The organism is Pseudomonas lurida, assembly GCF_002563895.1.
Classification (GTDB): Bacteria; Pseudomonadota; Gammaproteobacteria; order Pseudomonadales; family Pseudomonadaceae; genus Aquipseudomonas; species Aquipseudomonas lurida.
Genome location: NZ_PDJB01000001.1, coordinates 293,212 through 311,550 on the forward strand (window position 1 = coordinate 293,212; position 18,339 = coordinate 311,550).

At 60.0% G+C, this 18,339-nt stretch carries 16 protein-coding genes; 7 read left to right on the forward strand and 9 right to left on the reverse strand.

Annotation, left to right across the window (positions count from 1 at the left end; genetic code table 11):
- Positions 1 to 174: 174 nt before the first annotated feature.
- The 3 genes from gshA to ATH90_RS01365 all read right to left on the reverse strand — a co-directional run bounded on the left by gshA (position 175) and on the right by ATH90_RS01365 (position 4,680).
- Positions 175 to 1,758, reverse strand: a complete 1,584-nt coding sequence (gene gshA / locus ATH90_RS01355) for a glutamate--cysteine ligase (protein ID WP_098465570.1) — start codon at positions 1,756 to 1,758, stop codon at positions 175 to 177.
- Positions 1,759 to 1,972: 214 nt separating this feature from the next.
- A complete protein-coding gene (locus ATH90_RS01360; protein ID WP_034108628.1) occupies positions 1,973 to 2,356 on the reverse strand; it encodes a PaaI family thioesterase in 384 nt (127 codons plus the stop codon).
- Positions 2,356 to 4,680, reverse strand: coding sequence for a Tex family protein (locus tag ATH90_RS01365; RefSeq protein WP_098465571.1), 2,325 nt, complete (start codon positions 4,678 to 4,680; stop codon positions 2,356 to 2,358). The genes ATH90_RS01360 and ATH90_RS01365 overlap by 1 nt, the downstream gene beginning before the upstream one ends.
- A 357-nt stretch (positions 4,681 to 5,037) precedes the next feature.
- On the opposite strand from ATH90_RS01365, the gene ompR reads away from it, so the two are divergent.
- Both ompR and ATH90_RS01375 read left to right on the forward strand, forming a co-directional pair.
- Positions 5,038 to 5,778 (forward strand): osmolarity response regulator transcription factor OmpR, encoded by a 741-nt coding sequence (ompR, locus tag ATH90_RS01370; RefSeq protein ID WP_016979041.1) that lies wholly within the window; start codon positions 5,038 to 5,040, stop codon positions 5,776 to 5,778.
- A 117-nt stretch (positions 5,779 to 5,895) separates the two neighbouring features.
- Positions 5,896 to 7,209 (forward strand): ATP-binding protein, encoded by a 1,314-nt coding sequence (locus ATH90_RS01375; protein WP_034108632.1) that lies wholly within the window; start codon positions 5,896 to 5,898, stop codon positions 7,207 to 7,209.
- A gap of 141 nt (positions 7,210 to 7,350) precedes the next feature.
- On the opposite strand, the gene rimK is transcribed toward ATH90_RS01375, so the two are convergent.
- The 3 genes from rimK to rimA are packed head-to-tail and all read right to left on the reverse strand — an operon-like array spanning position 7,351 to position 9,528.
- Positions 7,351 to 8,256: a 30S ribosomal protein S6--L-glutamate ligase gene (gene rimK / locus ATH90_RS01380; RefSeq protein ID WP_010214091.1), complete on the reverse strand. Its 906-nt coding sequence runs from the start codon at positions 8,254 to 8,256 to the stop codon at positions 7,351 to 7,353.
- Positions 8,253 to 8,735: a retropepsin-like aspartic endopeptidase RimB gene (gene rimB, locus ATH90_RS01385; protein WP_025855544.1), complete on the reverse strand. Its 483-nt coding sequence runs from the start codon at positions 8,733 to 8,735 to the stop codon at positions 8,253 to 8,255. Before rimB ends, rimK begins: the two co-directional genes overlap by 4 nt.
- Before the next feature lie 13 nt (positions 8,736 to 8,748).
- A complete protein-coding gene (gene rimA, locus ATH90_RS01390) occupies positions 8,749 to 9,528 on the reverse strand; it encodes a S6 modification regulatory phosphodiesterase RimA (RefSeq protein WP_098465572.1) in 780 nt (259 codons plus the stop codon).
- Between the two features lie 116 nt (positions 9,529 to 9,644).
- On the opposite strand from rimA, the gene ATH90_RS01395 reads away from it, so the two are divergent.
- The gene (locus ATH90_RS01395) at positions 9,645 to 10,052 is read left to right on the forward strand and encodes an RNA-binding S4 domain-containing protein (protein ID WP_034108637.1); all 408 of its coding nucleotides are present in this window, start codon (positions 9,645 to 9,647) and stop codon (positions 10,050 to 10,052) included.
- Between the two features lie 66 nt (positions 10,053 to 10,118).
- Here ATH90_RS01395 and ATH90_RS01400 read toward each other — a convergent pair whose 3' ends face one another.
- Positions 10,119 to 10,922 carry a phosphatase PAP2 family protein gene (locus ATH90_RS01400; protein WP_098465573.1) on the reverse strand — a complete coding sequence of 268 codons (804 nt, stop codon included), beginning with the start codon at positions 10,920 to 10,922 and terminating at the stop codon, positions 10,119 to 10,121.
- 125 nt (positions 10,923 to 11,047) lie between these two features.
- On the opposite strand from ATH90_RS01400, the gene hslO reads away from it, so the two are divergent.
- Entirely contained in the window at positions 11,048 to 11,950 is a 903-nt protein-coding gene (gene hslO / locus ATH90_RS01405) for an Hsp33 family molecular chaperone HslO (RefSeq protein ID WP_034108641.1), read from the forward strand.
- Positions 11,951 to 12,129: 179 nt separating this feature from the next.
- Positions 12,130 to 13,671, forward strand: coding sequence for a phosphoenolpyruvate carboxykinase (locus tag ATH90_RS01410; protein WP_034108643.1), 1,542 nt, complete (start codon positions 12,130 to 12,132; stop codon positions 13,669 to 13,671).
- A gap of 57 nt (positions 13,672 to 13,728) precedes the next feature.
- Here the strand turns inward: ATH90_RS01410 and ATH90_RS01415 are convergent, their stop codons facing one another.
- Positions 13,729 to 14,592 (reverse strand): DMT family transporter, encoded by an 864-nt coding sequence (locus tag ATH90_RS01415; protein WP_244905978.1) that lies wholly within the window; start codon positions 14,590 to 14,592, stop codon positions 13,729 to 13,731.
- 70 nt (positions 14,593 to 14,662) lie between these two features.
- Complete coding sequence (locus ATH90_RS01420; RefSeq protein WP_034108647.1) at positions 14,663 to 15,019, reverse strand: DUF1493 family protein; 357 nt, start codon at positions 15,017 to 15,019, stop codon at positions 14,663 to 14,665.
- An 844-nt stretch (positions 15,020 to 15,863) separates the two neighbouring features.
- Between ATH90_RS01420 and ATH90_RS01425 the strand changes: the two genes are divergently transcribed.
- Together ATH90_RS01425 and ATH90_RS01430 are read left to right on the forward strand one after the other, a co-directional pair.
- On the forward strand, positions 15,864 to 17,801 hold the full coding sequence (locus ATH90_RS01425; RefSeq protein ID WP_098465575.1) for a RecQ family ATP-dependent DNA helicase: 1,938 nt from the start codon (positions 15,864 to 15,866) through the stop codon (positions 17,799 to 17,801).
- 22 nt (positions 17,802 to 17,823) lie between these two features.
- Positions 17,824 to 18,255, forward strand: coding sequence for an acyl-CoA thioesterase (locus ATH90_RS01430; protein ID WP_034108650.1), 432 nt, complete (start codon positions 17,824 to 17,826; stop codon positions 18,253 to 18,255).
- The last annotated feature ends 84 nt before the right edge of the window (positions 18,256 to 18,339 follow it).

Consider the following 18,339-nt stretch of genomic DNA (forward strand, 5'->3'; position numbering starts at 1 on the left):
ATAAATAACATTTTCGAATTAGCTTATTAGTAGAAGTGAACGTGGATCTTGAAGGCGCACAGGCCATGTGGCGGCGGGCTCGCTCGCGAACACGCAGTGTCAGTCGCCGGGAATATCGACTGATCCACCGCATTCGCGAGCAAGCCCGCGCCCACCAGGTTTTGCGTAGGGTTATCAGTTGCTGATGGCGAGGATGCTGGCCTGGTAGGAACCGACGAACACATCGAAATCGCCCACTTCGTTCTGCTCCAGCTCCGCTTGTTGCGCCAGCGATGTGCGCGCCAGCTCTTCAAAACGGGCCTGCTCTTGCGCCGGCAGCGGTTCCTTGCGGAAATGCTCGGCGTGCAGCTGGCTCTGGTGCAGGGAGAACTGCGCAAAACTTTCCTTACGCTCGGCCATCGCTGCCAGCACCTGGGCCGAAGGGGTCATGGACGGGTCCTTGACCTTGGCCAACTGAGCGTCCAGCGCCTGGCTGTGCTCTGTGATGCCGTGGCTCTCATCCAGCAAGGCGGCCAGCGGCGCGATCTGCTCCAGCAGCTCGGCAGCCCATTCCTTCATGTCCACCGCTTGGCCCTGGCGCTGCAATTGCAGTCCCGGGCGACGGCCTTCCTTGACCACACTGAGGAAGTTGGAGGTGGCGTTGCCGCACTCGTTGTTGGCGAACAGTGGGCTGTCGTTCAGCGCGCAGTAGAGCAAGAAGGCGTCGAGGAAGCGCGACTCTTGCAGGTCGATGCCCATCGGCAAGAACGGGTTGATGTCCAGGCAGCGCACTTCGATGTACTGGATGCCACGGGCCATCAACGCCTGGATCGGCCGCTCGCCGGTGTAGGTCACGCGCTTGGGGCGGATGTTGGAGTAGTACTCGTTTTCGATCTGCAGGATGTTGGTGTTGAGCTGCACCCACTCACCATCCTTGTGCGTGCCGACTTCGACGTACGGCGCGTAGGGCGTTGCCACCGCTTCGCGCAGGCTGTCGGTGTAGCTGCTCAGGTCGTTGTAGCACGGCGTGAGGCCGGCCTGGGCGTTGCTCTGGTAACCCAGGTCGCTCATGCGCAGGCTGGTAGCGTACGGCAGGTACAGGGTGTCGGCGTCCAATACTTCCAACTGGTGCGAACGCCCGCGCAAGAAGCCCGCGTCCAGGGCCGGTGACGCACCGAACAGGTACATCAACAGCCAGCTGTAGCGACGGAAGTTACGGATCAGCGCGATGTAGGCGGTGGACTGGTAGTCGCGGTCGGTGCCGACAAACCCTTCAGTCTCCTTGAGCAACGGCCACAACTGTTCCGGCAGGGAAAAGTTGTAGTGGATGCCGGCGATGCACTGCATGGTCTTGCCGTAACGCAGGGCCAGGCCCTTACGGTACACGTACTTCAGCTGGCCGATATTGGAGGTGCCGTAGTAGGCAATCGGAATATCTTCCTCGGCCGGCAACGGGCACGGCATCGAGGGGCTCCACAGGTATTCGTTGCCGAGCTTGGTGTAGGCAAAACGGTGGATCTTATCCAGGCTGCTCAGGGTATCGGCCGGGTTGGGCAGCGCGGGAGTGATGAACTCCAGCAGCGATTCCGAGTAGTCGGTAGTGATCTGTTCATGGGTCAACGCGGCGCCCAGGGCTTCAGGGTGCGGCGTTTGCGCCAGTCGACCCTCACCGGTGACACGCAGGCATTCGCGCTCGATGCCGTGCAAGCACTGCTCTAGCAGGGAGAGGTGTTCGCGCTTGCCGAGCAGGGCCAGGCGGCGGTTGAGAAGTTCGCTCAAGTTGGATTCCTTCACGCGTCAGTCGCCCCAATATGGGGGTGGGCAGGACGGTCTACAAGGGTGAAGTTAAAACTGGCGTGATCGCCTGGTTTAGAGTCAATTTGACCCGTTCTGAAAATGCCGACTTCACTCCATGAATTTGGCTACAGCGCAGCGAGAAAATTCCGACGCCGTTGCTGCAGCGCCGAAATTAACTCAAATCGGGGGTGGGGAGCTATAGGACAGCGAAGGTGCCCTGTGCTTTTGCGACAAGTCGTTCGTCCTGATACACATCCGCCTCGACCACCAGCGTGCGGCGGCCGGCATGAATCACCCGGCTGGTGCACAGCACGTCGCCGTCAGACACGGCGCGGATGTAGTTGATCTTGCACTCGATGGTCGCGCTCTGCTGGTCGAAACCATGGGCGCTGGAACAGGCCAGCCCCATCGTAATGTCCACCAGGCTGAAAATCGCCCCGCCATGGAGCTTGCCCGCGCGATTACGCAGCTGGGGCTCCAGGGTCAGGGCCACCTCGGCAACGCCTTCTTCAAGACGTTGCAGGCGGCAGCCGATCAGTTCGCTGAAGGCGCTCTGGGTCAAGCCGGCCGGGATTTCCATCAGCGTTTCTTCAACTGTTTGGCGTTGGCGAACAGCGAGGCCATGGCGTTGTTGCTTGGTGCTGCCGTAGCGGTTTCCTTGCGCGGCGCAGTGTGCTGCGACTGGCGCGGTGCGGAACCCGGACGGGCGCCACGGGCACCGTCGATTTTCTCGCCGGGGGTGTCGCTCATGCGCATCGACAGGCCGACGCGTTTGCGTGGGATGTCGACTTCCATGACCTTGACCTTGACCACGTCACCGGCTTTCACCGCTTCGCGCGGGTCCTTGATGAATTTCTCCGAAAGCGCGGAGATATGCACCAAACCGTCCTGATGCACGCCGATGTCCACAAAAGCGCCGAAGTTGGTCACGTTGGTCACCACGCCTTCGAGGATCATGCCCAGTTGCAGGTCCTTGAGGTCTTCGACGCCGTCCTGGAACTCGGCGGTCTTGAACTCGGGACGTGGGTCGCGGCCAGGTTTTTCCAGCTCTTGCAGGATGTCGGTAATAGTCGGCACACCGAAGGTCTCGTCGGTGTACTTCTTTGGGTCCAGGCGCTTGAGAAACGCGGCGTCGCCGATCAGCGAACGGATGTCGCGGTCGGTCTCGGCGGCGATGCGTTGTACCAGCGGGTAGGCTTCCGGGTGAACTGCCGAGGCGTCCAGGGGGTTGTCGCCATTCATCACGCGCAGGAAGCCGGCGGCTTGTTCGAAGGTTTTTTCACCCAGGCGTGCGACTTTTTTCAGCGCTGCGCGGTTCTTGAACGCGCCGTTTTCGTCGCGGTGGCTGACGATGTTCTGCGCCAGGGTAGCGTTGAGGCCGGAAATCCGTGCCAGCAGTGCCACGGAGGCGGTGTTCACGTCGACGCCGACGGCGTTCACGCAGTCCTCCACGACCGCATCCAGGCCGCGAGCCAGTTTCAGCTGCGACACGTCATGCTGGTACTGGCCGACGCCGATGGATTTAGGGTCGATCTTCACCAGCTCGGCCAGTGGGTCCTGCAGACGACGGGCGATGGACACTGCGCCACGGATCGACACGTCGAGGTCCGGGAATTCCTTGGACGCCAGTTCCGACGCCGAGTACACCGAAGCGCCGGCCTCGGAGACCATGACCTTGGTCATCTTCATGGCTGGGTATTTTTTGATCAGTTCGGCGGCCAGCTTGTCGGTCTCACGGCTGGCGGTGCCGTTGCCGATGGCGATCAGGTCCACCGAATGCTTGGCGCACAGGGCGGCCAGAATCGCGAGGGTCTGGTCCCACTTGTTGTGCGGCACATGCGGATACACAGTGGCGTGGTCCAGCAGCTTGCCGGTGGAGTCGACCACGGCAACCTTGCAGCCGGTACGCAGGCCCGGGTCGAGGCCCAGGGTGGCGCGCGGGCCGGCCGGCGCGGCCAGCAGCAAGTCGTGCAGGTTGTGGGCGAATACGTTGATCGCCTCGGTTTCGGCGCCGTCGCGCAACTCACCCAGCAGGTCGGTTTCCAAATGGGTGTAGAGCTTGACCTTCCAGGTCCAGCGCACGACTTCACCGAGCCACTTGTCCGCAGGACGGTTCTGGTTCTGGATGCCGAATTGTTGACCGATCATGCCTTCGCATGGGTGCATGGTGCCTGGCAGCTCGTCGCCAACTTTCAGCGCGGAGCTGAGAATGCCTTCGTTGCGGCCACGGAAAATCGCCAGTGCACGGTGGGACGGCATGCTCTTGAGCGGCTCGTCGTGTTCGAAGTAATCACGGAACTTGGCGCCTTCTTCCTCTTTGCCAGCGATGACGCGCGCGCTGAGGATGGCTTCCTGCTTCAGGTAGGTACGCAGTTTCTCCAGCAGGCTGGCGTCTTCGGCGAAACGCTCCATGAGGATGTACTTGGCGCCTTCGAGGGCCGCCTTGACGTCGGCGACGCCTTTTTCGGCGTCGATGAAGCGTGCGGCTTCGGCTTCCGGGGACAGCGACGGATCGTTGAACAGGCCGTCAGCCAGCTCGCCCAGGCCGGCTTCCAGGGCGATCTGGCCCTTGGTGCGACGCTTCTGTTTGTACGGCAGGTAAAGGTCTTCGAGGCGGGTCTTGGTGTCGGCGAGCTTGATGTCGCGCTCGAGTTGCGGGGTCAGCTTGCCCTGCTCTTCGATGCTGGCGAGGATGCTGATGCGCCGTTCGTCGAGTTCTCGCAGGTAGCGCAGGCGCTCTTCCAGGTGACGCAGTTGGGTGTCGTCGAGGCTGCCGGTCACTTCTTTACGGTAACGGGCAATGAAGGGCACCGTGGAGCCTTCATCCAGTAGAGCGACGGCCGCTTCGACCTGTTGTGGGCGTACACCGAGTTCCTCGGCGATGCGGCTGTTGATGCTGTCCATAAAACCACCTGAAATTCTTAAAAGCAGCTCGCAGGCCCGGAAAACAAGGCCTTGGGAAGCTGGTTGAGCGGCCCGACTGGCGCCGCTGCCTGGGTCAAGAGGCAGCCTATTGACCCTCGAAATCGAAAAAATCACGACAAGCGGGTGAAAAAAGCCTCGGCAGCAAACGGTAACGATCTGACGTTGCCCTGCACGGCGGCGGCGCATTATAACCAGCGTTCTGTCCTTGGGGGGGATTGCGCCAACGGTGGTAGGGCGCGGGTTCGGTAGCGGTAAAGGAAAAATCTGCTAACAATGCACACGGTGCGTATAACGGCAGCTACGCCATAATGCGCGCCGAGATAAGAGGAGCATCCAATGAGCAGCACTGCACAAACTGCTGAAGGCGAAAAAATTCTCATCGTTGACGACGATCCGGGGCTGAGCAGCCTGCTGGAGCGTTTTTTCAACTCCAAGGGCTACCGTGCCCGCGCGGTGCCGAACACCGAGCAAATGGATCGCCTGTTGGGGCGTGAAGTATTCAACCTGGTCGTACTCGACCTGATGTTGCCTGGCGAAGACGGCCTGACCGCCTGCAAGCGCCTGCGCGGCGCGAACAACCAGATTCCAATCATCATGCTCACCGCCAAGGGTGATGAGCTGAGCCGCATCAAGGGCCTCGAACTGGGCGCTGATGACTACCTGGCCAAGCCGTTCAACCCCGACGAGTTGATGGCACGGGTCAAAGCCGTACTGCGTCGCCAGGCGCCGCCGGTTCCGGGTGCGCCGGGCAGCGAAGACGAAAGTGTCACCTTTGGCGACTACGAACTGTCGCTGGCGACCCGCGAGCTCAAGCGTGGCGATGAAGTGCACATGCTCACCACCGGCGAGTTTGCCGTACTCAAGGCCCTGGTGATGAACGCTCGCCAGCCGCTGACCCGTGACAAGCTGATGAACCTGGCCCGTGGCCGGGAATGGGACGCCCTGGAACGCTCCATCGACGTACAGATTTCTCGTCTGCGCCGGATGATCGAGCCAGACCCTTCCAAGCCGCGTTACATCCAGACGGTCTGGGGCGTAGGTTATGTGTTTGTGCCGGATGGCAATAAAACCAGTTGACCAGTGATTTGCAGAAGCGGGCCTTCCGGTGTTTGACTCCATGAGAGTCGACGGGATGCCCGGCGTCTGCAATTCTGCGAGCGCCGCTCGTTCCTGCAAGGTGTCTAGCTGTCTCCTATGAAAACCCCGCTGTGGTTCCCGCAAAGTTTCTTCTCCCGCACCCTTTGGCTGGTGCTGATCGTCGTTCTGTTTTCCAAGGCACTCACGCTGGTTTATCTGTTGATGAACGAGGACGTGCTGGTAGACCGGCAATACAGCCACGGTGTCGCCCTGACGCTGCGCGCCTATTGGGCAGCTGACCCTGAGAATCGCGAAAAAATCGCCAAGGCCGCCACGCTTGTACGCGTGGCGGGCGCGGGTGTGCCGGAGGGCGAGCAGCATTGGCCCTACAGTGAAATCTACCAGCGCCAGATGCAGGCCGAACTGGGTGAGGACACCGAGGTGCGGCTGCGCATGCATGTGTCGCCGGCGTTATGGGTACGCGCGCCAAGCCTGGGCGAAGATTGGCTGAAGGTGCCGTTGTACCCGCATCCGTTGCGGGGGCAGAAGATCTGGAACGTATTGGGCTGGTTCCTGGCGATCGGGCTGCTTTCAACGGCGTCGGCGTGGATTTTCGTGCGCCAGCTCAACCAGCCGCTCAAGCGCCTGGTGTTTGCCGCCCGCCAACTCGGTCAGGGGCGCAGTGTGCGCCTGCCGGTCAGCGATACGCCCAGCGAGATGACCGAGGTGTACGGTGCGTTCAACCAGATGGCGGAGGACGTCGAACAGGCCGGGCGCGAACGCGAGTTGATGCTGGCTGGGGTGTCCCATGACCTGCGTACACCGTTGACGCGACTGCGCTTGTCTCTGGAATTGATGGGCAACCATACCGACCTCACCGATGACATGGTCCGCGACATTGAGGACATGGACGCAATTCTCGACCAGTTCCTGGCGTTTATCCGCGATGGCCGTGATGAGGTGGTAGAGGAGGTCGACCTGACCGACCTGGTACGTGAGGTGGTCGCGCCCTACAACCAGAACGGCGAACAGGTGCGCATGCGCCTGGAGCCGATCCAGCCGTTTGCGTTGCGTCGAGTGTCGATGAAGCGCCTGTTGAACAACTTGATTGGCAACGCCTTGCACCACGCAGGTTCAGATGTGGAAGTCGCGGCGTACGTGTCTGGCGACAGCACTGCGCCTTACGTGGTGCTGAGCGTGATGGACCGGGGCGCGGGCATCGACCCAGACGAGTTGGAAGGGATCTTCAACCCCTTCACCCGTGGCGACCGTGCCCGGGGGGGTAAGGGAACCGGGCTGGGATTGGCGATTGTGCGGCGGATTGCCTCGATGCATGGCGGCAATGTCGAGTTGCGCAACCGCGAAGAGGGTGGCCTGGAAGCACGTGTGCGCTTGCCGCTTGGCCTGATGCTACCCCGAGATGCGGTCTAAGCAACAACCCAGTCCATATGTGGGAGCGGGCTTGCCTGCGATGAGGTCGGCACATTCAACATTGTAGTTGAGTGAACCGCCGCTATCGCAGGCAAGCCCGCTCCCACACTTGTTTTATAGCGCTTGATAGGTCGAGTGCCTTCAACCCTTGCCTTTGGTCCTGGTCATATTCGGCCCACCATTCTTTTCCAGATGTTGAATGATGATCCCCGCCACATCCTTCCCTGTGGTGGTCTCAATACCTTCCAGGCCTGGCGATGAGTTCACCTCCATCACCAGCGGCCCATGGTTGGACCGCAGGATGTCCACACCCGCCACACTCAACCCCATCACCTTGGCTGCCCGTAGTGCGGTCATACGCTCTTCAGGGGTGATCTTGATCAGGCTGGCGCTGCCGCCACGGTGCAGGTTGGAGCGGAACTCACCCGGCTTGGCCTGGCGCTTCATCGCCGCAATCACCTTGTCACCCACCACGAAGCAGCGGATATCTGCACCGCCGGCTTCCTTGATGTATTCCTGCACCATGATGTTCTGCTTGAGCCCCATGAAAGCCTCGATCACGGACTCCGCCGCCGTCGCGGTTTCACACAGCACCACACCGATGCCCTGGGTGCCTTCCAGCACTTTGATCACCAGCGGCGCGCCATTGACCATGTCGATCAGGTCGGGGATGTCGTCGGGGGAGTGGGCAAAGCCGGTAACGGGCAGGCCGATTCCGCGTCGCGACAGCAACTGCAGCGAGCGCAACTTGTCGCGCGAGCGAGCAATGGCCACCGATTCGTTAAGGGGGAACACCCCCATCATTTCGAACTGGCGCAACACCGCACAGCCGTAGAACGTCACCGACGCGCCGATACGGGGGATGACGGCATCAAACCCTTCCAGCGGCTTGCCCCGGTAGTGGATCTGCGGCTTGTGACTGGCAATGTTCATATAGGCCCGCAACGTGTCGATCACCACCATTTCGTGGCCACGTTCGGTGCCGGCCTCAACCAGGCGGCGGGTGGAATACAGACGCGGGTTTCGCGACAGCACAGCAATCTTCATGCAGCACCTGGGGCAGAAATAGTAGAGACCGGGAACACCGGCTTGTCTTGAACGTACTTGATACCGGGATTGACCACCAACTGGCCGTCAATCAGCGCCTTGGAGCCCAGCAACAGGCGGTAGCGCATGGCCTTGCGACAGGCCAGGGTGAACTCCACACGCCAGACCCGATCACCCATCGCCAGCGTGGTGCTGATGACATAGCGCACCTGCGCATGGCCGTTCGAACTCTTGATGGTTTTCATCGTTACCAGGGGCGCTTCGCAGCGACGGTGGCGCAGTTGCACCACGCTGCCCAGGTGCGCGGTAAAACGCACCCATTTCTCGCCATCGCGCTCGAATGGTTCGATGTCGGTGGCGTGCAGGCTTGAGGTACTCGCACCCGTGTCGATCTTCGCGCGCAGGCCTGCCACTCCCAAGTCGGGAAGTGCCACCCACTCACGCAGACCCACAACGGTCAAATGGTCAAATGTCTTCAATATGGATAACCGATCAATTCGCCCAGGCCTGAGGGGAAACCTCGGCCAGGGCCTTGAATGCAGGCCTGGCGAACCAGTAACCCTGCATCAGAAATATTCCGCAGTCGGACAGGAAGTCACGCTCGCCGGCACTTTCGATGCCTTCGGCGATGACAGTAACCCCCAACTGCTCACAGATTGTGACAATCCCCTGGACGATGACTTGACGGACACGATCCTTATCGACATCACGGATCAGCGCCATGTCGAGTTTGATCAGGTCAGGTTGGAAATCGGCCAGCAGGTTCAGCCCCGAATAGCCCGCGCCGAAATCGTCGATGGCGGTCTTGAAGCCGAATTCGCGGTATTCACGCAGAATATTCGTCAAATGGCGATTGTTATCTACGTGCTCGCTTTCCAAGGTCTCGAAAATCAGCTGGTCTAGCGGGAAATTATGCGCGCGCGCCGCCTCCAAGGTGCTACGGATGCACAATTCCGGACGGTATACGGCATTGGGCATGAAGTTGATCGAAAGATGGGTTTGCATGCCCAGGGCCGACGCCCCGGCGATGGCCTGTGTTCGACAGCGTTGGTCGAACCGGTAGCGGTTGCTTTCGTTGACCTGGTCCAGCACCGACAACGCGCCTTCGCCGTGCGGGCCGCGCACCAGGGCTTCATGGGCAAAGATCGAGTGGTCCCGAAGGTCTACGATAGGCTGGTAAGCGAACGCGAAATCGAACCCCAGGGGCTCGCTTTGCTGGCAACCCACGCAACGCTGGTTGGGCGAGGTGAGTGAAGGGGGGAATTCGGTCACAGCGTATCCTCGCGAAAACAGGGTGCTACCTGGCGTATCTTAGGTGAGCCTTGGGGTTTATGCGTCGAAGGGTTTCAACGGTAAAGTTGCGACATTTTTCAGAGCGAGGAATTCAAGTGGCTCAAAAGCAGGAAGAGGAAGAAAAGGTCCGTCTGGACAAGTGGCTGTGGGCCGCGCGTTTCTATAAGACCCGTGCCCTGGCGAAGGCCGCTATCGAGAGCGGCAAGGTTCATCATCGTGGCGAGCGCTGCAAGCCAGGCAAAGAGCCACGTGTCGGTGATGAGTTTCAGATTCGTACCGGTTTCGACGAAAAGACCGTGGTGGTTCAGGCGCTTTCCATTGTGCGTCGCGGGGCGCCTGAAGCGCAGGCGCTGTACACCGAGACGGAGGCCAGCGTTGCCAAGCGCGAAAACGCGGCAGCCATGCGCAAGGCGGGCGCCACCGGCATGACTACCGATGGCAAGCCGAGCAAGAAGCAGCGCCGCGACCTGTTCAAGTTCCGCGGCAGTGGCAATGACGATTAGCGCCGCAGGCGAGTCGTTATGGGGGGCGAACGGGCTGGTTGTGGCAGCCCACTCGCCACCGTTCAGTTATTGGGGCGAGTTCATGACGCTCAGGCGGCCGATCACCGGCACCCGCTGGAACAGCCCGAACACCGGCGCCGTCACACGCAACAACCCACCCGATACTTTCGCCGCAAACGGTGTGTAATACCCCCATCCCAGCGCCAACAGCGCCAGCAGTACGCCGCCGATGTAATCGTCCTGACCCCAATGCGCGCCCGCCACCAGGCGCGGCATCATGAACAGCAGCGCCAGGCCCCAGATCACCAGCACCTGGCTGAAGCGCTTGGCGAACACGGTCATGAACATCGCCCAGATCAACAAGACCGAAGCGTGATCCCCCGGGAAACTCTGGCTCGAACGGTCCTTCAGTTCCCAGGTCTTCTCCAGCCCCGGGAAATAGTCGCTCATCTGGATCGCCCCGCTGATAACCATTGACGGGCTACTGTGTTGCCAGCCCATCTGCGCCGCGAGTTTGGAAAACAGCATGCGGATAAACAGCAACAGCAGCAGAATGCCGACAAAACCTAACAGTGCCTGGCGCACCTGCACGGCCTTGAACACCCATTCTCCCCGGATCAGCAGCGCCAGCAGAATCACCCCGACTACCGCATCAAAAGGCCGCAAACTGGCGACAGCCCACACATGCAGCCATGCCGGGTTGCTCGCCAGCGGGTCATTGAGCAGATGAAACAGCCACTCGTCGAAAATCACACACAGCATCTGGCCCGTGGGCCACAGCCAAAAACACAGCAGTCCGATAGCGAGTAGATTGCAAAGAGCCCATTGCCGGAGGTTCCACTTGGCTTGGAACAAACCCGGATTGTTCATAAACTGTCCCTCTTCGCTCTATGAAGCTCTCTGTTTCCAGGAGAAAGCCGCACCAATATGGTGCTAAAGCGTTTAATTTTATAAACCTTGTAATCATTTTGTCATCCATTCAGATACCCAGACCTATGACTGATCTACCGGATACCGACTTCACCCAACGCTTCATCTTCGACGAGACCGACGCCCGCGGCGAACTGGTCTCGCTGGAGCGCAGCTATGCCGAAGTCCTCGCCAAGCACCCCTATCCGGAGCCGGTCGCGCAACTGCTCGGCGAGTTGATGGCGGCCGCTGCGTTGCTGGTGGGCACCATGAAGTTCGACGGTTTGCTGATCCTGCAGGCGCGCTCCGAAGGGCCGGTGCCGATGCTGATGATCGAATGCTCCAGCGAGCGCGAAATCCGCGGGCTGGCCCGTTACGAAGCTGACCAGATTGCCCCGGATGCGAGCTTGTCCGACCTGATGGCCAACGGCGTGCTGGCGATTACCGTCGACCCGACTGAAGGCCAGCGCTACCAGGGCATCGTCGATCTGGACGGCGAAACCCTGTCGGACTGCTTCACCAACTATTTCGTGATGTCTCAACAGGTAGGCACCAAGTTCTGGCTCAACGCCGATGGCAAGCGCGCCCGTGGCCTGCTGTTGCAGCAATTGCCGGCCGACCGCATCAAGGATGACGATGAGCGCACCGATAGCTGGCGCAAGTTGACCGCCCTGGCCGGCACCTTGACGGCTGAAGAGCTGCTGGGCCTGGACAACGAAACCATCCTGCACCGCCTGTACCACGAGGAGGCCGTGCGCCTGTTCGACGCACAGGGCCTGCGCTTCCATTGCAGCTGCTCGCGCGAGCGTTCGGCCAATGCCCTGGTGAGCCTGGGCCTGGAGGATGCGCAGGAATTGGTCGTGGAGCACGGTGGCCATATCGAGATCGACTGCCAGTTCTGCAACCAGCGCTACCTGTTCGATGCGGCCGATGTCGCCCAATTGTTCGCCGGCGCAGGCATCGACACCCCTTCCGACACCCGCCACTAAAACGTTTAAGCACAGGTGAATCACCTGACAAATGCCGGATTAGCGCTGTTCTGACGGGAGGGCCCTACTCTTTTTGGGCTTTTCTGGCATAATCCGGCCCACTTTTTTCGCGGTAGTAGTGCGCAACTTTCTACTACAAAACGTTTGGAGCACTCGGCCTCAGGCCGACGGGGAACCTCATGACGCAAGCCAATAACGCCGTATACACCGATCTGAGTGTTGACGATCTGGTCAAAGAAGCCCTGCAGCGCGGTGAAGGCGTGCTTGCCGATACTGGCGCGCTGGTCGTCGAAACCGGTCACCGTACCGGCCGTTCGCCAGTCGACCGTTTCATCGTTGAAGAGCCCTCCACCCAGGACTCCATTGCCTGGGGCCCGATCAACCGCAAGTTCCCGGCCGACAAGTTCGATGCCCTGTGGAGCCGTGTAGAAGCATTCAACAACGCGCAAGAGCATTTCGTTTCCCATGTTCACGTAGGGGCTGCCGAAGACCACTACCTGGCCGTGAAAATGACCACCCAGACTGCCTGGCAGAACCTGTTCGGTCGTTGCCTGTTCATCAACCCGGCCCAGTACAACCCGGCCGGTCGTGAAGAGTGGCAAGTGCTCAACGTCGCCAACTTCGAATGCGTGCCAGAGCGTGACGGCACCAACTCCGACGGTTGCGTGATCCTCAACTTCGCACAGAAAAAAGTCCTGATCGCTGGCATGCGCTACGCCGGTGAAATGAAAAAAGCCATGTTCTCGGTGCAGAACTTCCTGCTGCCGGCTTCCGACGTACTGCCAATGCACTGCGCCGCCAACATTGGCGAAGCAGGCGACGTGACCCTGTTCTTCGGTCTGTCGGGTACGGGTAAAACCACCCTGTCCGCCGATGAAAGCCGTTACCTGATCGGTGACGACGAACACGGCTGGGGCGAAGGCGTGGTGTTCAACATCGAAGGCGGTTGCTATGCCAAGTGCATCGACCTGTCCGAGAAGAACGAGCCGGTGATCTGGAAGGCCATCAAGCATGGCGCCGTGCTGGAAAACGTCGTGATCGACGATGCCAAGCACGCCGACTACACCAACGTCAGCCTGACCCAGAACAGCCGCGCCGCCTACCCGTTGGAGCACGTTGCCAAGCGTTCCGAGAAGAACCTGGGCGGCGAGCCGAACGCTGTGATCTTCCTGACCTGCGACCTGACCGGCGTACTGCCGCCCGTGTCGATTCTCAGCGAAGAACAAGCGGCCTACCACTTCCTGTCCGGCTACACCGCACTGGTGGGTTCGACTGAAATGGGGTCGGGCGGCGGTATCAAGTCGACCTTCTCCACCTGCTTCGGCGCACCGTTCTTCCCGCGTCCGGCTGGCGAATACGCTGAGCTGCTGATCAAGCGCATCCGCGGTTTCGGCTCCAAGGTCTACCTGGTCAACACCGGCTGGACTGGCGGCGGCTACGGCGTCGGCAAGCGTTTCAACATCCCGACCACTCGCGGCGTCATCGCGGCGATCCAGAGCGGTGCGTTGATCGGTGCTGAAACCGAACACCTCGACACCATCAACCTCGACGTGCCATTGGCCGTACCGGGCGTTGAGACTGGCCTGTTGAACCCACGCAACACCTGGGCTGACAAGGCTGCTTACGATGAAGCGGCGAAGGCACTGGCGGGTCTGTTCATCGAGAACTTCAAGAAGTTTGAAGTGAGCGATGCGATCAAGGCCGCGGGTCCCAAGTTGTAAGATTCGATCGTTGTGAAAAAGCCGCCTCTCGTGGGCGGCTTTTTTGTGGGCGTCACCTCAGTCGGCGATGTGCAACACCACGGCGCCGACCAGTACGAGCACTACCCCAAGCACCTGCACCGCCGACAGACGCTCCTTGAAAAACACAAACCCCAAGATCGCCGCAATGCCTCCCGACAACGTACTGATCACCGTCACCACCGACACCGACCCCGCCATCGCGCCCCACGAAAACGCCGAAAACCCGCCCAGGTTCATCACGCTCGCACCGGTCAGCGTCGCGCAGTTTTTCAGCGGTGGGATCTTCAGGCCATCCTTGATCTTCACCACCATCACCACCAGTACGCACAGGCCCACCAAGTAACCCAGCCAGAGCATGGCGATTGGCCCCAACGCCGGCAGTGTGTAGCGGCCCTGCAGCCAGAAGCTGGTGCCGTAGAGCAATGCGGCGAGCATGGCGTAGGCAATGGACAGGCGTGGGTTGTTGTGGGGGATGTCGTTGTCCTTGTGCATGCTGGAGAGGGTCACGCCGATGACGCACAGCGCGATGCAGCCCAGTTGCGTCAGGTTGATGTGTTCTCCACTGGCCCATGACAGCAGTGTGGTCACTACGCCGTAGGACGTCACCAGCGGCGCTACGAGGGCGGCTTTACCCAGCGCGAACGCCTTGGACAGCGCGAGTGCGCCGGACACGGTGAGCAGGGCCGCAGCGATGCCCAGCAGCCAGACGCTCAGCGGGGCATCGAGGGACTTGAACAGGAAGCTTGGAAGGATGACCAGCAGCAGGGTCATGATCAGTAACCCCAGCGCTTGGCCGAAGTACACCGCGCGTTTAACGCCGACGGCGCGGGCATTGAGACCTACGAGAAAATCCGTACCGCCCCAGAGCAGGGCGGCCAGCAGGCCCATTGTTACGTCCATGTAAGGTCCCTTTTTATGGCTCTAATCGCCAGATTAACGCATAACCCCTGTGGGAGCGGTGTTCTTGGGATCAGCTCAGGTTTTCCAGCGTCTGTGTGTCCCAGCTGTGGGTCTTGATGGCCAGGTAGAGCATGCCGATGGTCAGCGGCACTTTTTCGCCGCGCCCCTTGGCCCGGCGTTTGAGGAACACATCGAACACCGGCGGGTTGAAGTAACGATAAGTGTCGTAGTCGCCCAGGTCGAGGGCAAATTCCTGTTCCAGCGCTTCCATCAGTTGCTTGGCCTCGCTGCCGTCACAGCCGAGGTCGAAATTGAGTGAGGTTTGCAGGCGGATCGTCTTGTGTTTCGGCAGGCCGATTTCTTCGTGCAGCAGTTGCAAGAGTTGCTGCATGACGGGGTCTTCGGGGAGGTTGGGGGCGAGGTTCATGGTGGGGGCACACAGGAGTGGGTGAGGGGGCTTATTGCGCCTGGGGCGGTATTTGTTTCGGGTGATGAAGAGTGCCAAGCCTATCAAGATTAGGGCGAGAGGTAAGCGTTGGATGTTAAGGAAGATGACCACGGAGGGTCGACATAACAACAGGAATGACCCCGTTACGAGGAGGGTAATAGCGAAACGCTTTCTTAGCGTGCAGTCAGTGATTTTGTAATACAGCAGTAGAGAGAGGGCAAAGAACAGCGCTGTTTGTAGGTAAAGCCATTCGCTGTGGCTCATTTAAGTACACATGCATGGAGCAGCTTGAACGCTGAGGTCTGCGCTTCTGGCAAGCCAAGGGCAGCGCGTGCATCCTGGCCCCTGGGCATCACAGTGACGCGACTCACTGTGAAGGTGATCCCGTAGTGGCTGAGGTGTTGAGTCCTTTCTATGTTCACGGGTTTTGTGCCGAGACAGTGGTGAGGACGCTATTTTCGGTCAGCTGCGGGCAACTTCTATAGAGGGGTGAGCGGTTGTTATATGCAGTTTGGGAAAAGGATGTCGCAGCGTTTGGAGATTTCTTACAGCTGTTTCCGGTATTTACGGCTTGGCGGCGACTCAACAGGTAAAAAAGCCAATTAGGGGCGTCGGGATTGCCCGCGATGGCAGTGGGTCAGGTATGAAATTGCCGCGTGATACTCCGTTCCTGCGACTACCTCGGAATGTTCCCACTTCGGCCCTAGGCCATCCCCTCCCTGTGTATCATCCTGTCTCTTTTTTCCTTGCGACCTTTCTCGATTCGCTGAGATTCCCGGGCTATGTTTTTGAGCCAACTCAGCGGTCAATGGAGTGACAGCCTATGCACGACACCCTCCAGCAGGTCTTTGGTTATCCACAGTTTCGTCTGGGCCAGGAAGAAACGGTCAGCGCCGTACTGGCCGGTCGTTCGGCAGCGGCGATTTTCCCCACGGGTTCGGGCAAGTCCCTTTGTTACCAGCTCTCGGCGGTATTGCTGCCGCATCTGACGTTGGTGGTGTCGCCGCTGTTGGCGCTGATGCAGGACCAGCTCGGCTTTTTGCAGCGCCATGGGATTTCGGCGGGCAGTATCGATTCGGCCCAGAGCCGCGAGGAGGCCAATGAGGTGATGGCCCGTGCGCGTTCGGGCGAGCTGAAGATCCTGATGATTTCGGTGGAGCGCTTGAAGAACGAGCGCTTTCGTAACTTTCTGCAAAGCGTGCAGATTTCGCTGCTGGTGGTGGATGAGGCGCACTGTATTTCCGAGTGGGGCCACAATTTCCGTCCGGACTATTTGAAACTCCCAGACTACCAGCGTCAGTTCAAGATCCCCCAAGCGCTGCTGCTGACGGCTACCGCCACGCCCAAGGTGATTGCCGACATGCAGGCCAAGTTCGCCATTGCGCCGGACGACGTGGTCACCACGGGCTTCTACCGGCCCAACCTCAACTTGTTGGTGGAACCGGTGAGCGGTGCCGACAAGCGTCGGCGCCTGGTCCAGTGGATGAGCGAGCGTGCCGATCAGCCCAGTATCGTCTACGTCACCTTGCAGAAAACCGCCGAGCAGATTGCCGAGCACCTGAACCGCAACGGCATCCAGGCCGAGGCTTACCACGCCGGCTTGCCCCACGATAAACGCGAGGGCATCCAGCAGCGCTTCATGGGCGGGCGCTCCAATTGCATTGTTGCCACCATCGCGTTTGGCATGGGCATCGACAAGAGTGATATCCGCAACGTGGTGCATTTCGACCTGCCCAAGTCCATCGAGAACTACAGCCAGGAAATCGGCCGCGCGGGGCGTGATGGGCAGCCGTCCGACTGCCTGGTCTTGGCCAATCGCGACAGCCTCAATGTGCTGGAAAACTTTGTCTTCGGCGACACGCCCGAGCAGGAGGGCATTCGCCGGGTGCTGCAGGAGTTGCAGGCGGCACGCAGCGAAGGACAGTGGGAATTCTTGCTGAGGTCGCTGTCGGACCACAGCAATATCCGCGAGCTGCCCTTGAAGACACTGCTGGTGCAGTTGGAGCTCAAGGGTGTGATCGCGCCGCGCTATGCGTTCTATGCCGAGTACCGTTTCAAATACCTGATCGAGCCTGAGGCATTGCTGGCGCGTTTCTCTGGCGAGCGACAGCAGTTCGTGGCGGCGATCATCCAGGGATGCAAACGGGCGAAGACCTGGGCAACGGTGGACTTCGATGCGCTTTATCAACAGCACAATGCCGAGCGCAACCGCGTGGTGAAGGCGCTGGATTACTTCCAGGAGCAGGGCCTGATCGAGCTGGAAAGCAAGCAGATGACCGAGGTCTACAGCCTGCTGGATACCGACTTCGATCCACAGGTGCTGAGCGAGGCGTTATACATGGGCTTCAAGCAGCACGAGGTGGGGGAGGTCGCACGGATTCACGCCATGCTCGACCTGTTCGCCACCGAGCACTGCCTGGGGCAACGCCTGGCGCAGTACTTTGGCGATGAAAACGCACCCCAGCGTTGCGGGCATTGCTCGGTGTGCCACGGGCATGTAGCGCACCTGCCTCCACCGCCGCGCCTGCCGCCGCTTGTGGATAAAAATTTCATGGGGCTGTGCGGTGATTTTATCCACAGGCATCATGAGCACACGGGCCAATTGCCTGGGGCGGAACGCCTGACGCGTTTCCTTCTGGGTATCAGCGTGCCGTTGTTTACCAAGTTGAAGGCGCGGGGCATTCCGGGTTCCGCTGCACTGGAAGATTACCCGTACGCCGAGGTACGCGAGTGGGTCCAGACCCATTTGGATGATCTGTAACTCACTTTCACGAGATGACCCGATGCCTGATTCAGTGCCACAACGTGCCGATTACCTCCACTTCCAGCCGATCATCACGCGGTGGCACGACAATGATGTGTATGGCCATGTGAACAACGTGACCTACTACAGCTTTTTCGACACGGCGGTGAATACCTACCTGATCGAACAAGGCGGGTTGGATATCCATGACGGTGATGTGGTGGGGTTTGTCGTGAGTTCGGCGTGTGATTATTTCGCCTCGGTCGCTTTTCCCGAGCGCATCGACATCGGCCTGCGGGTAGGCAAGTTGGGCAATAGCTCAGTGCAGTATGAGTTGGCGGTGTTCAAGGCGGGCGAGGAGGAAGCCTGCGCGGCGGGGCGATTTGTGCATGTGTTCGTGGATCGCGCGTCGAACCAGCCGGTGACGATACCGGGGATGTTGCGCGAGGCATTGCAGCGGTTGGTGGCCTGACGCATTTTTTGCATGCGGTGAAAGCCAGGCTTGCCCGCGACAGCGGTGGGTCAGGTCAATCAGTGTGGCCTGACACGACGCAAT